The organism is Clostridium sp. AM27-31LB (assembly GCF_003480745.1).
GTDB lineage: Bacteria > Bacillota > Clostridia > Lachnospirales > Lachnospiraceae > Butyribacter > Butyribacter intestini.
Genome location: NZ_QUJS01000015.1, coordinates 31,124 through 46,728, shown reverse-complemented (window position 1 = coordinate 46,728; position 15,605 = coordinate 31,124). Strand labels below are relative to the sequence as shown.

Here is a 15,605-nt window from a genome sequence, read left to right as displayed (position 1 = left end):
ATATCAAACCCATTTTCATTATCATGGAGTGTTCCAAACATCTCGACAAATCGGGCTTTAACCAATTCGTCTAATAATTCTAATTGTTGTTTTCGTGCAACAATTATATTATCAATTTTATCTAAATTTGTACCTATTTCAATTTGCTTTTTTAGTGATGGATACGGTATCAATGTCTCCTCAAAATCCTTTTTTACAATGTGTTTCATCGTGGCTCCATGTGTTTTCATAGCCATCTCTGCTAATTTTTGCCGTACTGCATATACAAAATAACTTTTATCTATATTAACTTTGTCAAATTGCACTTTAAATATATGCTGATTGAGCAATGCTCTACCCCTATTCCAAACATACACTCCCAAACTAGCAGACCATGATATTAACACATCCCCATCATTTATTTCTATTCTTTTAGGATAATCGCCATTATAAAAGCCTAAATCATACGCATTCCCTGTAAGGTCTTGAATACGAATAATCGGCAATCCAACTTCTCCCCTATCTTCTGGTTTAAAAGCATATCCATTAATATATGTCGCAACATCCCCCAGCTTAATCATATTTCTTTTCATCCTCATCCTCCTACAAATTCCGAATTTGTACACATTCTATCATACGGATGTCCTGCCCTCTCATTTGTGGTATGGTTCCCCTGCATTTATCCTATATGCCCTGTATATCTGCTCCAGCAGAACCACCCTCATGAGCTGATGCGGAAATGTCATTTTTGAAAAACTCAGCAATTCGTTTGATTTTTTTAGTATATCTTTATCTATCCCTATTGAGCCGCCTATTATAAAAATAATATGACTTACCCCGTTTATCCCAAGCTTGTCTATCTTGTCCGCAAATTCCTCTGATGAATATTGTTTTCCCTGTATGGCAAGTGAGATAACATATGCCCCGTCTTTTATGTATTTTGTGAGTCTTTCCCCTTCTTTTGCCCTTATTATATCTTCCTCATGCTCACTGGCATTATCCGGTGTCTTTTCATCTGCAACCTCTATTATTTCCAGTTTGCAATACCTGCTGAGCCGCTTTTTATATTCATCTATTGCCATTGTAAAGTATTTTTCTTTTATCTTTCCTACCGTCAGAAGTGTTATTTTCATCGTTCCCTCTTTTCATTGTTTTGATTATCTTAAGCATCCTTCCTCAAGTGCAAGGCTTATGCAAAGTGCATGATTTATCCTCTCAAGTATCTCATCATCGAGATGACAGACCTTTTCACGCAATCTTGATTTATCTATAGTCCTTATCTGTTCAAGCAATATCACTGAGTCCTTGATTATGTCATACCTGTTCACCTCAAGTGCTATGTGTGTCGGCAGTTTTGCCTTGTTCATTCTCGATGTTATTGCCGCACATATAACTGTCGGACTGTGTTTGTTTCCCATATCGTTCTGTATTATAAGCACAGGGCGTATTCCTCCCTGCTCTGAACCTACTACCGGTCTTAAATCTGCAAAATATATATCTCCCCGCTTTATATTCAAAATTTTCACGCTCCTATCACAATAATCTGGAATTGACTGAGCAGCTTTAAGAGTTGTTTCTTCATTGAAATCCAAAAAGACAAACTCTATCAATCGCTCTTAAACTGGATTTGACTTAGCAGTTCTGAAAACATTTCCTGACTTAACATCAATAAAATGTACTCTTGCAACTGCTCATAATCCGGAATTGCATTTTATGTAATTCTTTATGCATCCTATAATGTTATTTCTTTCCATCTTTATCGTTTTTATACATATGTATCTTTAAAAAGCATGAATTTTTTACTATAGCCAGAGACTTATTCTAATACTCCGGATAAAAATCTTTTGTCGCAACTACTTTTCCGCCTCTGTAATACACTCTCGGTATTCTTTTTCCTATGTCGCAAACAAATTCATAATTAAATGAATATGACATATCTGCCACTTCTTCTATTGATATGTACTCATCTTTGTCCCTGCCGACAAGAGTTACCTCATCGCCCTGTTTTATATCAGGCTGGCTGCTTATATCTACCATAAACTGATCCATGCATATTCTTCCAATTATCGGAAAACTTTTTCCCTTTATAAGAACTCTGCCCCGGTTTGACAATACTCTTGAATAACCGTCAGCATATCCTACCGGTATCGTTGCCACTACCGTTTCACCGGTTGTCGTATATGTACCGCCATAACCTATCTCTACTCCGGCTTTAAGTGTCTTTACAAATGACACATAAGATTTTATCTCCATCGCCGGTGTTAGATTTAATTTTGTTTTGTCTACTTCCTCAGACGGATACATTCCATATACACATATTCCGTCTCTTACCATATCGAGGTTTACTTCCGGCTTTTCTATTATTCCGGCACTGTTTGACACATGTTTTACAGGTATTTTAATGCCTGCATCTTCTATTCTTTTAACAAAATCCATATATCTCTCAAACTGCTTCATGGCTTTTGTCTTATCTTTTTCATCCATTGTCGCAAAATGCGTAAAACAGCCCTCGATTTCTATTCCGGGAAGCTCTGCTATCTTTTTTATAACCGCAAGACTTTCATCGTCCTGCTTAAATCCTATCCTGCTCATTCCGGTATCCAGTTTTATATGAACTTTAGCTTTTTTCCCCATTTTTTCTGCCGTATCCGACATTTTTTTTGCCATATCATATTCAAATACCGCTGTTGCTATATCATATTTTATCATTGCACTGTAAAGAGGTGCCGGCGTATATCCAAGTATAAGTATAGGTTTATTTATGCCTGCCTGCCTTAACTCTATTCCTTCCTCTAGTATGGCAACACCGTATGCATCCGCAACATCCTCTAATGTTTGTGCGACCATGACAGCTCCGTGACCGTATGCATCTGCTTTTATTATAGCCATAAGTTTTGTTCCGGGTTTTGTAAGTGCTTTTGCATTTACAACATTTTCATGTATCGCATCAAGGTCTATATCAGCTTTCACTCTGTAGTATTCTTTTATTTTATTCGTACTCATTTTAATCCTCATTTCTCAGTTTTATTTACCATAATCTCCACTATCTACCTAGGCATTACATCCTGAAGCATATCTATTATATCAGATGCCGTCATACTGTACCTGCTTTTTGTCTCAGTGTATTTTTCTGCCGTCAGTCCGTGAACATATACCCCAAATGCAGCAGCAAGTGCCGGCTTCATTTTTATGTCCTGTGCCGCAATGCCTGCTATTATGCCGCTTAATACATCGCCTGAACCGCCTGTTGCAAGTGCATTATTTCCTGATGTATTTATATATATCTTTCCGTCCGGCATGTTTCTTCCCTCACCGACAACTGTTCTCGCATCTTTTAAGACTATGTTACATTCAGCCTGTGCCGTTGCATAGTACGGCATATCATTTTTTATCTCATCCGTTGTCTTCCCTGCAAGTCTGCTCATTTCTTTTAAATGCGGTGTCAATATAAAGTTTGTTCCAAGATTATCGAGGCCCTGCTCTTTATTTTCTATAAATTCAGCTAAAATATTTAATCCGTCGGCATCTATGACAACAGTTTTGTCTTTCACTTTTAATATGCGTTTTACAAGCGACTTTGCTTTAATACTTTTTCCAAGTCCCGGACCTATCACAATAACATCAGCCCAGCTGATTGCCTCTTCTACCTCTTTTTTAGGTGTAAAATCTATGCCATCCTCAAATTCTTCATCATAGCTTCCCACTATAGCTTCAGGCAGTTTTGTCTTTAATATCTGCATATTTTCTTTTGCCGTAAGGACTCTCACCAGACCACATCCTGCTCTATAGGCTGCTGCGGCACTGAAATAACAGGCTCCGCACATTGCCTCGCATCCCGCTATCACAAGAACTTTGCCGTAGCTTCCCTTATTTGTCCGCATTTTTCTCTGTGGCAGCATACAGTAAAGGTCATTTTTTTCAAATGTATATGCTTTTGGTGACACGCTTTCTACTGCTTTATCCGGAAAACCTATGTCTTTGACCTTTATCTCGCCTGAATACACTGCACCCGGAAACAGCAACATTCCTCTTTTTAAATTTCCAAATGTAACTGTCATGTCTGCTTTTACGGCTGTTCCAAGTATTTTCCCGCCTGTGGCATCTACTCCCGACGAAATATCAACAGAAACAATATAAGAATTGCTGCCGTTTATTTTCTCTATAATCTCTCTATATTCACCTGTTATCTCTCTTGACAAACCAATTCCAAAAATGGCATCTACTATAATATCATATTCATTTTTTTTCATGTCCGTGACAAAAGAAATTCCAAGATTTTTTGCTATTTCAAGCTGTTTTTTCATTTCTTCGCTTGCGTGTTCAATATTTCCTACAAGCTTTATCGCAGTTTTTATCCCGTCATGTTCTAACATTCTTGCTGCCGCTACTCCATCGGCTCCGTTATTTCCCATTCCTGCAACTACAAGTATTTTTGAATTAACATTTTTTAGTTCCGCAGATTTTTTGCACCTTTGCGAATTCAAAAAATTATCTTCTGTTTTTCTCTTAACACAGGCATTAGCAGACAATTCTCCATATACCTTCTCAATCTCCTCTACAACACCAAGTGCAGCTCTCTCCATCAGTACAAGTGACGGAATACCAATCTCATTTATCGAAATATTATCTATCTGCTTTGCTTCTTTTGCATCAGTTATATATCTCATGTCTTAATCCCCCTCTGCTACCACATATGCCATTGCCAATTTATCCGTATCACTCAATGATATGTGAATTTTTGTTATGCCTTTTTCTTTTACAATTTTTTCTGCTTTTTCGGAAAGATTTACATATGGTTTTCCTTTTTCATCTCTGAGTATCTCAATATCTTCAGGCATACAATTTAAAAAGCCGGTTCCAAAAGCTTTTGCTACTGCTTCTTTTCCGGCAAAATTAGTGGCAGCACAACTCTTTCTTCTTTTTATAAGTTCTCTTTCTGCCTCTGTATAATATTTATTTAAAAAACTATGTTTTTCACAACTTTTAAGCACACGCCCAACTTCAACAATATCTGTCCCGACACCAATAATCTTACTCATTATTTTTTACTTGAAATGTTTTCTTCTACATTTCCCTTCCATACATGATTGTTTTTATCAAAAATTTCTACTATCTGTGCTCCAAGAAGATTATGCATATATTTATACAACTCCGTATTTCGCATCTCCTTGTCCTGCTTGGCAAGAATCCTGTTTTTTAGTTCTTCTCTTGCCGCATTTATCCACGCATCGAGTTCCTCTATAACGGCTGTATTTTCCGTAAGTTCCCTGTAACATACATCCATGCAGGCAATGAGCAGCTCTTTATTTGCAATCTGTATCTCTGCCGGAAGCTGTCTTTGCAGCTGCTGTGCCTCGGCTGTCTTTTGGTTTATCTCATCAATCATCTTCTGATTTGCATCCTGCTTTTTATTTCTCAGCTCTGCGTCAGGCTCATGCCCATCCGTCATATTGTTTACAATATTTTCCATGACGACTTTCTTGGCTTTCTCATATTCCTTTAAATCATTTGAGGACTGTCCCTGCTGCTTGATAAGATCAAGAAGATGTTCTTCAAGTTTTTTTATTTTATCAGTTTTTCTAAAGTCTGGAAATAACTCATGCCACTTTGGGTCTAATACCAACACAGGAATCTGTTTATTCTTAAGTGCATCTAAATAAAAGTAAGTCATATCCTTGCTCTGTTTCTTTTTCTTTCTGCCAAACATTAAAATCTTCCTCCCGAAGTAAAACGGACATTCGCAATCCGCTTCGCTGCTTGCTCATTAATGCAGTCGCTTTATTTTTAATTATATTCCGTCACTTAACATAAGTCAATTGCATAGTTGTTCATTTTTATGTATAATAGTAACTGTAACAATGTAAATTGGAACAAATACTTAAACTACGGAGAAAGGACAAAAATTTATGAACTTTGAAAATGCAAAAAACAAACTTAAAGAATATGCACAGGAACACATTCTTGACTATTATGATGAATTAAATGACTCACAAAAAGAGGCTCTCTTAAAACAAATTGACGAGACTGATTTTTCAGTTACCTCTAAAGTAATAAATGGTAAAGCCGAGGATAAAAGAGGAGTTATAACACCTATAAAAGCTATGACGCTGACTGAAATCAATGCTTCAAAAGAACATTTTAAATCACTAGGTCTTGAAGCTATCCGTGCCGGCAAAGTCAGTGCAGTTCTCTTAGCGGGCGGTATGGGAACAAGACTTGGTTCGGACAACCCAAAAGGTATGTATGACATAGGTATCACAAAACCGGTCTATATTTTTCAGCGTATTATCAGAAATCTTCTTGATGTTGTTGACGAAGCCGGTGTATGGATTCACCTCTTTATTATGACAAGTGATAAAAATCATGAAGCGACAACTTCGTTCTTTAAAGAACAAAATTACTTTACCTACAACCCTGATTATATTCATTTTTTCAAGCAGGATATGGCACCTGCCGCAACTTATGAAGGCAAGGTATATATGGAAGCAAAGGATAAGATTGCCACTTCCCCTAATGGAAATGGCGGTTGGTTCTCATCTATGCAAAATGCGGGAATTGTCGATATAATCCACAAAGAAAATATCGAGTGGATCAATGTTTTTGCTGTTGATAATGTTCTCCAGCGTATTGCTGACCCATGCTTTATCGGTGCAACTATAGACCAGAAATGCACTGTCGGTGCAAAAGTTGTAAGGAAAGCAGACCCCGACGAAAAAGTCGGTGTTATGTGCCTTGAGGATGGACGACCATCTATCGTCGAATACTATGAGCAGACAGAAGAACTTCGCAACACAAAAGATGAAAACGGTGACCCTGCATATAACTTTGGCGTTATTCTCAATTATCTTTTCCACGAACCTGAACTTGAGGAGATATGCAACAACGAACTCCCACTTCATATCGTAGAAAAGAAAATACCTTATATGAATGAAAACGGTGAATTTATCAAACCTGAATCTCCAAACGGATATAAGTTTGAAACTCTTATCCTTGATATGATTCATATGCTTGATACTTGTCTTCCGTTTGAGGTTGAAAGAAATAAAGAATTTGCACCTATCAAAAATAAAACAGGTGTCGATTCCATCGAAAGTGCAAGAAAACTTCTTAAGGAAAACGGCATAGAACTGTAAACTATCCATATAATATACGATGTTTATAACAAAAGCTATTATGTATCACACTGATACATAATCGTTTTTGTCAAAAACTTTTTACCAAATACAATTATGTGTTAGAAATATAGTTGAATTTGTAACAAAAAATATATTTTCAAAAAGAAAATTTAAAATTTATGAAATAAAAAGAACAGGACTTATAATGACATATTTTGAATCCTGTTCTTTTTTCTTTACTTGTTGATTTTTAATCTACTCAGCATCCTCAACAAAATGAGAATTGAAAAATTCTTCTGTCAGCATCTCAATAAATGAAACATTTAAATCCGGATACTTCTTTATAAGGATTGATCTGATATGTGCCATAACTATAAGGTCATTCTCCTCATCTGAAACAGAATCGTCAATCCACTTTTCCACACTCTCTTTAGTAATATTTTCTTCAAGCCATTTATTTAACTCTTCTGTAAGGATTTCTTCCTCCGGAATCTGAAGTTTAATCTTCTTCGACTTGACTACTGAAACAACTCCCATAACTATAAATCCGACAAATAATGCCGCTATGACACAAAATACAAATATATTGTAATCAATAGCGATAATATCAAGTTTACATAATGTAAGATATGCTATACCTAGAATACCGAATATGATAAATGTAATCCCTGAAAATTTAACATCCTTATACTCATCTTCTTTTTTTACATATGCCTTTGACGGTGTATATAAGATGTCCGCCGTATCTTCTTCTATCTCATCGTCAGTGATGACATTATTGTGAAGATCGTCCTCCTCAACAAGTTTTTCATCATCTTCACTCTCATCCTTGTTTATATCCCATTGCTGTTCTGTTTCATCAGCCTGAGTATCAGCATCTATTGCACTCTCCATATCCGTACCAGAGGACTCCTCTGTCTGGTCGAAATCGGCATTTTCTGTTCCATCAACTGAAACATCTTCTGAGTCCTGCTGTGCATATGCTCCTTCCTGTGCTTTCTTTAAAGCCTCCTGTTTCTGCTTTTCCTTGTCTTCCTCTAATGCAAGCTGAAAACCTTTAAACAGTTTTTCAACCTGCTTTTCATATCTTGATGGCACGGTCACTATAGTAATTCCGTCCCTTATGACTTTCTTAGCATTTTCAATCTTTGAATATCCGAGATACTCGATAAAATTTTCTGCCATTTCATCATCTTTTAAATCACAGATCTCAACTACATCAAAGTCATCCGCTGTACCTTCAACAAGTTTTTCACCGCAATCTGCACATACTGTTATACCGTCACGGTATTCAGTTTTACATTTTGGACACCACATCGTTTTTCCTCCTGGTTTTTGCTTTGTAATTGATATAATGTTATCATACAGCCACAAAAATGACAAGCTGGTAAGCCTCTTTATCACACAATTATCACAAAATCAAAAACTATCTGCTTACAAGCCCGACTATCAAAAGCTCTACACCTATCTGGTCATCTAATATTCCTGTCTTAAACTTCTGCTCCGTGTCAAGACTGCTCTCTAATGCATTTTTAAGCTGTTCTCTTTTAAAACCCGCTGCCTGTCTCTGATAATTGCCGACAAAATAAGGTGAAATACCAATCTTTGCTGCTATCTCATTCTTTGCTGCTCCTCCTAGTGAACTTATCTGAAGAAGTATATTAAAATGTCTTATGAGCATATACAAAATATAAGATGGAGCTTCTTTTAACTCAATCAGTTCATTATACAATTTCAAAGCCTTATCTGCATCTGATGCACCGACTGCATCCACCATCTGAAAAATATGATTTTGGAGAAATGCAGGACATATCTCGTCTATATCGGCAATCGTCACTTCCTGCCTGTCTCCTGTATATGCAACAAGCTTGTCAATTTCATTTGAGAGACTGTAAAGATTATTGTCCACTCTTTGCAAAAAATACTCCATCGTCTGTCTGGTGAACACTTTTCCGGCATCTTTTAATCTTCTCGCCGCCCAGTTTAATGTCTCCTGTGCATCCTTAAGTTTAATCTCAGCAGCTATTCCGTTTTTGTTTACATATTTATATAACTTGTTTCTCTTGTCGATCTCTTTTTCAACAAAAATAATAATCGTACTGTCAGGCATATGCTCAAGATAATCCGCAAAATCATTTGATGTTTTAAAAAGACCACTGTCCTGAATAACAATAAGCCTGTAATCACTGAAAAACGGCAATGTATCGGCTATGGACTGTACCTCACTTAAATCAATGCCTCTATTTTCAAATTTTGAAAAATTCATCTCATCACTGTTTTCCAGAATAAAATGCTTAAGATTTTCCCTGTAATTTTTTTTGAGCAATTCTTCACTGCCGTAAAGAAGATACAGATTGTGAAACTTCCTCTGCTTTATGTCATCCTTAATACGATTCATATAAGTTCTCCAAAAATAGTGTTAAATCAATGATATGTTCTAAATAAACCTACTACTTTTCCAAGTACATCGACATTGTCTACGATAATGGGATCCATAGTATCATTTTCAGGCTGAAGTCTGAAATGACCGTCCTCTTTATAAAATGTCTTAACCGTGGCTGAATCATCGACAAGTGCCACTACAAGCTCACCGTTTTCTGCAACACTCTGCTTATGAACAAGCACCTTATCTCCATCGAAGATACCTGCATTTATCATACTCTCACCACGGACATTTAAGATAAACGCTTCTCCCTTTGGCATATCTCCCGGAAGTACAGGCATATATCCCTCTATATTCTGCTCCGCAAAGATAGGCTCTCCTGCTGCCACTGAACCAATGATAGGAACATTTATGAGTTCTCTCCTCACCAGATTAAAGTCATCATCAATAATCTCAATGGCTCTTGGCTTTGTAGGGTCTTTCCTGATAAAACCGTTTTTCTCCAATGTCTCAAGATGAGAATGAACCGAGGATGTAGATTTGAGATTGACCGCCTCACAAATTTCACGAACTGCAGGCGGATATCCCTTATTTATAATCTCTGATTTGATAAAGTCTAATATTTCTTTCTGCTTTGCAGATATTCTTTCTTTTGCCATAACACTGCCCTCCCGAATATGTATTGTAATTTTGTATATTTTATCATATTTGCAAGGCATTGTCAAACATATGTTCAAAGAATTTTCTATAAAAAGTAACAGTTCAGCCATAAAAAGATAATTGGCAATACAATGAGCTTGTTCATTGTATTGTTAAGTACCTTTTTATGGTAGAATAGCCTTTCATTTCTGAAATGAGGAAACATAAGCTGCAAAGCAGCGACTGACAGCTCGCTGGCAGGTTTATGAATGTAAGAAATGCAAGGCTGAACTGTTTCTATAAAAAATGCCCTCAAATATGAGAGCATTTTTCACATACTAAACTATAACTATCACAACTCCTCAGGTGTGATAATCTTTCCGTCAGACCAAATTCTTTCAAGGTCATAAAAAAGCCTGTCCTCCCTGTTAAAAACATGAACGACAACATCACCGAAATCGAGCAGAACCCATGAACTGTTCTTGTCACCCTCCATCCTCTTCATCACATATCCTGCCTTGTGGAGATTCTCCTCAACATTTCTCACAAGTGCCTGTATCTGTGTAGAGCTTGAACCGCTTGCAACCACAAAATAATCTGCCATGATTGAAATCTCGGAAATATCAATTATCTTAATATCTTCGCCTTTCTTCTCATCAAGTGCATCAAAAACAATCTTTGCCATCTCTCTCTGTTTTGTCATATATTCTTCTCTCCTTATTTTTATATACTGCTATAGGCATTTGCGAAACTATCATAAATCTTGATTAGATTGTGTAAATATAAACAATAATGTTAGCAGTGCACTTCTGTCACCGTCAACACTTAATCAGCGTTTTTTGCTGATTTATGTACTGCTGCGAGTGACAGGTAGCAAAAGCGTGCCTGCGTTATTATTTGTTTATATTTACACAATCAGCACAACATATAATCAGTTTTGCAATCACTTAATACCTTTTTCATCATGAATCTTTTTATAATATTTATAGGCCTCAACTGAATGTTCATCAATCTCTTTTTCTTTGCCTGCTTCACTTTTCTTTTCATCACTCAGATAAGACAATGTGTTTTTAAGTATAAGATATACGGCTTCGTCAAGGTCAACAAATGCCATGCTTCTTATAAGCTTAAAGTTTGGAAGTATCTTTCTGCCAGGCTCTATATAATCTGCCGTAAACACAATGGCTTCAAGAACCGACATAACAGGCTTTCCTGTCGTGTGGTATCTGACTGCCGAACATATCTCATCATTGTCTATTCCGTATTTTTCTTTTACATAATATGCACCGAGTTTTGCATGGAGCAGATATCCGTTTCTTTTCTCCGTCTCACTACATTCTATACCATATTTTTTACATTTTTCGATAAGCTCATCATCAGTCATGTATTTTGCACAGTCATGCAACAGCCCTGCCATTGCCGCGTCATCAACATTTAGACCATAACGCATTGCCATTGCCGCTGCAGTATAGCTTACACCTATCGTATGTGCATATCTTTTTTCAGATAATCTCTTTTTTAGTTTTTCCTGAATTTTTACATATTCATCTTTCATCCCTATACACCCGTCTTTCAGTCTTTCATCCTTATTCCGTTTACTTCTGTATATCAAAGCCATCTCACATATTGCTATATTGCATCATATAATCCATTTTCATTTATATAGTTCCATACTTCTTTGTCAAGGTATTTTTCCATGTTTTCTCCATGTGCGATACCTTCCCGTATCATGCTCGAACTTATATCCATCTGCCGCATATGCACAAAGCGTATATCCGCCTTGTCATACTGTTTTATAAGCTCTTTTCTTTTTTCTTTGAGTTCATCAGGTGTTGAGCCGTCACGCCCTATTGCTAATATGACCGCCCTCTTTAATATCTCTTGTGGTCTGTACCATTTATCCAGATAGAGCAGCGAATCCGCACCCATTATAAAATAATAGTTATCGTCTGGATTTTCTTCCTGTAACAGTCTTAATGTATCTGCCGTATATGTCGTACCTTTTCTTTGCAGCTCAAAATCCGAAAATACAAATTTATCATATTCTGAAACCGCCAGCTTTACCATAACGGCACGCTCGTTTTCAGGCAATATACTTTTGTCTTTTTTGTGCGGCGGATTTTTCGACGGCATAAATAAAATCTTGTCTAAATCCTGCTGCTGCAGACACACTTTTGCCATCTCCGTATGTGCAAGATGGATAGGATTAAATGTTCCTCCCATAATACCTACTTTACTCATTTGTCTTATACACCACCTGCATCTTCAGTTTTTAATCTATTATTTATTCTTTTTTACCTGATTTTTCTTTCTCATGCTGTCAGCCCTTGTCCACTCTGACTTTGTTCCACGCTTGACTTCTTTTGCTTTTCTTTTTGCTGCCTCTTTTTTCTTTTCAGCTCTTTTTTCTGCAAGACGGCGTTTCTCAAGTTTCTGCATATTCTGTTTATAGAGTATTATCTTTTTACCGATAACCTGCACAACCTCCGCTCCCGTTCTCTCAGCGATAAGTTTTGCAAGTTCATTCGTATCATCATCACAATTCTTTAATACATTTATCTTTATAAGTTCTCTTGCCTTTAATGCCGCTCTTATAGCTTCTATAGACTGTGGAGTAAGACTTGATTTTCCTATCTGGAAAATGCTGTCAAGCTTCATAGCCTGTGACTTTAATTCTGTTCTCTGTTTACTTGTCATTATTATTCTCCATTCTGTCATTATCTTTAGAATACGATAACAACCCGTTTCTTTCTTAATTTTGTTATAAAATTACTTTTTGTCAGGCGGATATTTTCAATCCGCTCTGCTATCTGCTCAATAAATGCGAACAGCAAAACTATTATACACAAAAAAATTATTTTTTTCCACACCAAAACAATACAATTTTGTAATATAACCGTATATTTATGAATAAATATGGATTAATACATATTTTACCTGTATAAAAGGATGATAACCATATGTCTGTGAAAAAAAATCTTTTATTTATAATGTCCCTTACTCTTTTTATTTCAAACATTATTTATATACCTCGTGCCACTGCAAAAGCCGCATTATCAATAGACTCAAAGACTGCCGTTCTTATCGAGAACAACAGCGGCAGAATCCTATACGAAAAAAACAAGGATAAGGAAATGATACCGGCGAGCATAACCAAGATAATGACCTTAAATCTAATCTTCGATGCACTGTCATCAAAAAAAATCAAGCTGACTGACGAGGTGACAACAAGTGAATATGCTGCCTCAATGGGTGGCTCACAGGTCTTTCTTGAACCTGGCGAAGCACAAAATGTAGAGACAATGATAAAATGTATTTCCATCGCAAGTGCAAATGATGCCGCTGTTTCTATGGCTGAATTTGTCGCCGGAAGCGAAACGGAATTTGTTAAACTTATGAACCAAAAAGCTCAAAAACTCGGCATGAAACATACTCATTTTAAAAACTGCAACGGTCTTGATGACTCCATCTCATCCGGACATTACAGCAGTGCCTATGATGTTGCACTCATGTCGAGAGAACTTATCACAAAACACCCCGAAATCTCAAAATATTCTACTACATGGATGGATAAGATAACCCACAAGACAAAAAAAGGTGAAAAAGAATTCGGACTTACAAATACAAATAAGCTTATCAGAACCTATACGGGTATAACGGGACTTAAAACCGGCTCTACATCAAAAGCCAAATATTGTCTCAGTGCTACGGCAAGCCGCAACGGTATCAGTCTGACCGCCGTTGTGATGGCATCACCTGACCCCAAAAAAAGATTTAACGAAGCTGCAAGTCTTTTAGACTATGGTTTTTCTCTGTGCAGAAATTATTCGGAAAAGACCTCAAAAGTGCTTCCATCTAAGATAAAGATAGCCGGAGGCAGAAAAAAATATCTTAGTTCATGCACAAAAAGTAATTTTAAATATATACTTATAAAAAATGAAAGTTCAGAAAAAATATCAAGAAAGGTTTATCTTAAAAAGAACCTCACTGCACCGGTAAAAAAAGGTGAAAACATAGGAAAAATCACCTATTTTCTCAATGATACAAAAATTGATGATATTCCGATATACGCGTCCGAGTCCGTTAATCGTGCGACTTATCTCGATTATATATTAAAATCATTTAAAAAACTGGTGTTTTCCACATACGCTGCATAAATATACTTCTCATTCCATTTCTTAATGATTTTTACTTTCCAAAAAATTCGCATATTGTAAAAATAACAGACCGCCAAAATATAAAGGCAGTCTGTTATTTTAATCATCGCAGTTCCTTATTTCTTTACTTATTTGTAAATTTTCCGTATTGGAATGCTTTCTTTCCATCATAATCAAATATAAATTTATTAAGTGCCTCAGCATTTGCACTTGAGTTTCTGGTTGAGCTTACTCCGTCCGTCATAACGATAGAAGAACCACAACTGTACTCGCCTCTTGCTGATGCTCTATAATATCCGTTTATAGGTATCTGAAGCTGGTTTACCTTTGTAGTACCCATCTTGACAACATCCGTGATATATTCAAGTATCTTTTCATTTGAAAGGTCTGTAGTAACATATCCATCAAGCACCTTGTTTGCAATATCAATCCATTTTGTTGCAGGCAGTGTCTTTACTCTGTCAAAAACTGCTGTAATAATGGCTCTCTGTCTCCATGTACGGCCGTAATCATCCGTAAGTCCTGTTATGGTATATGTGCCGCCTTTTCTAATACGGCAGTAACCAAGTGCCTGATTTCCGTTAAGCTTCTGCTTTCCAACCTTTACATGTCTGTATTTCTTTTTTGAAATATAGTTCGTAGTGTTTAAGTAGTTTGCTTCTGACTCAGTAAGCTCTGCTTCCACCCCCCCTACTGAATTGACAATTTTTTCAAATGCATCAAAACCAACTTCCACATAACCGTCAAGTTCGATATTAAAGTTCTGAGCTATTGTCTTGTAGAGAAGCGGTATTCCGCCAAATGAATTTGGTGAATTTAATTTGTTTGGATCATGTCCCGGTATGTCTACAATCATATCACGCATCAATGTTGTAAGTTTTAACATTCCATGCTTCATGTCCATTGTCGCGATTATCATAGTGTCTGTAAGACCGCTCGCATCATATCCTTTTTCTTTTCTGTAATCGTTGCCGACTACAAGAATATTTACAATATCATCATCAGAATTTACTTCAATACCGCTTAAGTCTACATTCTTAAGTGCCGTATCATAATCCCTGTTGACATGATTTAATGTATTGTTAAATGTAACCTGTGCCTTAGCCACAAAAAATCCGGCTGCACCGCTAATTATTATGAGAAGTGATAATATAATCTTCTTCCACATATCTTCATCTTCCTCCATTCCGTAAAAATGTGCTCTCGAAATCTTCTGAACGAAGAATTTTAAGAAGATACTGAGAGTACATAAAACATTCCAGCGTTACAAAATGTTATTTTACACGAAAACTGCTTTTATTGCAATAAAATTCTGACTACTTTTTATTTCCA

Annotated in this window: 16 protein-coding genes and 1 pseudogene; 2 read left to right on the top strand and 15 right to left on the bottom strand. The window is 36.5% G+C overall.

The features are described 5' to 3' along the window. The 7 genes from DW721_RS15560 to DW721_RS15530 form a co-directional block, all read right to left on the bottom strand. Positions 1-572: restriction endonuclease subunit S (locus tag DW721_RS15560; protein ID WP_182436364.1), on the bottom strand; the 572-nt coding region annotated here is incomplete at its 3' end. 60 nt (positions 573-632) lie between these two features. Continuing rightward, the gene (gene rlmH, locus DW721_RS15555) at positions 633-1,112 is read right to left on the bottom strand and encodes a 23S rRNA (pseudouridine(1915)-N(3))-methyltransferase RlmH (RefSeq protein ID WP_022013883.1); all 480 of its coding nucleotides are present in this window, start codon (positions 1,110-1,112) and stop codon (positions 633-635) included. Between the two features lie 24 nt (positions 1,113-1,136). Continuing rightward, positions 1,137-1,496 (bottom strand): type II toxin-antitoxin system PemK/MazF family toxin, encoded by a 360-nt coding sequence (locus DW721_RS15550; RefSeq protein WP_022013884.1) that lies wholly within the window; start codon positions 1,494-1,496, stop codon positions 1,137-1,139. A gap of 304 nt (positions 1,497-1,800) precedes the next feature. After that, positions 1,801-2,982, bottom strand: coding sequence for an alanine racemase (gene alr, locus DW721_RS15545; protein ID WP_347560406.1), 1,182 nt, complete (start codon positions 2,980-2,982; stop codon positions 1,801-1,803). Between the two features lie 44 nt (positions 2,983-3,026). Further along, entirely contained in the window at positions 3,027-4,646 is a 1,620-nt protein-coding gene (locus DW721_RS15540; RefSeq protein ID WP_118746269.1) for an NAD(P)H-hydrate dehydratase, read from the bottom strand. Between the two features lie 3 nt (positions 4,647-4,649). Continuing rightward, complete coding sequence (gene acpS, locus DW721_RS15535; protein ID WP_022013887.1) at positions 4,650-5,018, bottom strand: holo-ACP synthase; 369 nt, start codon at positions 5,016-5,018, stop codon at positions 4,650-4,652. Then, a complete protein-coding gene (locus DW721_RS15530) occupies positions 5,018-5,686 on the bottom strand; it encodes a hypothetical protein (RefSeq protein ID WP_022013888.1) in 669 nt (222 codons plus the stop codon). The genes acpS and DW721_RS15530 overlap by 1 nt, the downstream gene beginning before the upstream one ends. A gap of 199 nt (positions 5,687-5,885) precedes the next feature. Between DW721_RS15530 and DW721_RS15525 the strand changes: the two genes are divergently transcribed. Next, positions 5,886-7,112, top strand: coding sequence for a UDPGP type 1 family protein (locus DW721_RS15525; protein ID WP_055942331.1), 1,227 nt, complete (start codon positions 5,886-5,888; stop codon positions 7,110-7,112). Between the two features lie 237 nt (positions 7,113-7,349). Here the strand turns inward: DW721_RS15525 and DW721_RS15520 are convergent, their stop codons facing one another. From DW721_RS15520 to DW721_RS16525, 7 genes and pseudogenes are all read right to left on the bottom strand, one after another. Continuing rightward, positions 7,350-8,411: a hypothetical protein gene (locus DW721_RS15520; protein WP_118746268.1), complete on the bottom strand. Its 1,062-nt coding sequence runs from the start codon at positions 8,409-8,411 to the stop codon at positions 7,350-7,352. Between the two features lie 109 nt (positions 8,412-8,520). Continuing rightward, positions 8,521-9,492, bottom strand: coding sequence for a DNA polymerase III subunit delta (holA, locus tag DW721_RS15515; protein ID WP_022013891.1), 972 nt, complete (start codon positions 9,490-9,492; stop codon positions 8,521-8,523). 26 nt (positions 9,493-9,518) lie between these two features. Next, a complete protein-coding gene (lexA, locus tag DW721_RS15510) occupies positions 9,519-10,136 on the bottom strand; it encodes a transcriptional repressor LexA (RefSeq protein WP_022013892.1) in 618 nt (205 codons plus the stop codon). Between the two features lie 332 nt (positions 10,137-10,468). Further along, positions 10,469-10,819 carry a ribosome silencing factor gene (gene rsfS / locus DW721_RS15505; RefSeq protein WP_022013893.1) on the bottom strand — a complete coding sequence of 117 codons (351 nt, stop codon included), beginning with the start codon at positions 10,817-10,819 and terminating at the stop codon, positions 10,469-10,471. 240 nt (positions 10,820-11,059) lie between these two features. Beyond that, complete coding sequence (gene yqeK, locus DW721_RS15500) at positions 11,060-11,728, bottom strand: bis(5'-nucleosyl)-tetraphosphatase (symmetrical) YqeK (RefSeq protein ID WP_055942340.1); 669 nt, start codon at positions 11,726-11,728, stop codon at positions 11,060-11,062. A gap of 17 nt (positions 11,729-11,745) precedes the next feature. Beyond that, on the bottom strand, positions 11,746-12,357 hold the full coding sequence (gene nadD, locus DW721_RS15495; RefSeq protein WP_118746267.1) for a nicotinate-nucleotide adenylyltransferase: 612 nt from the start codon (positions 12,355-12,357) through the stop codon (positions 11,746-11,748). 174 nt (positions 12,358-12,531) lie between these two features. After that, positions 12,532-12,813: pseudogene (locus DW721_RS16525) on the bottom strand (YhbY family RNA-binding protein); the annotation flags it as partial. 263 nt (positions 12,814-13,076) lie between these two features. On the opposite strand from DW721_RS16525, the gene DW721_RS15485 reads away from it, so the two are divergent. Beyond that, positions 13,077-14,273: a D-alanyl-D-alanine carboxypeptidase family protein gene (locus tag DW721_RS15485; protein ID WP_243036046.1), complete on the top strand. Its 1,197-nt coding sequence runs from the start codon at positions 13,077-13,079 to the stop codon at positions 14,271-14,273. Between the two features lie 124 nt (positions 14,274-14,397). Here the strand turns inward: DW721_RS15485 and DW721_RS15480 are convergent, their stop codons facing one another. Further along, complete coding sequence (locus DW721_RS15480; protein WP_022013898.1) at positions 14,398-15,441, bottom strand: LCP family protein; 1,044 nt, start codon at positions 15,439-15,441, stop codon at positions 14,398-14,400. Between the last annotated feature and the right edge of the window lie 164 nt (positions 15,442-15,605).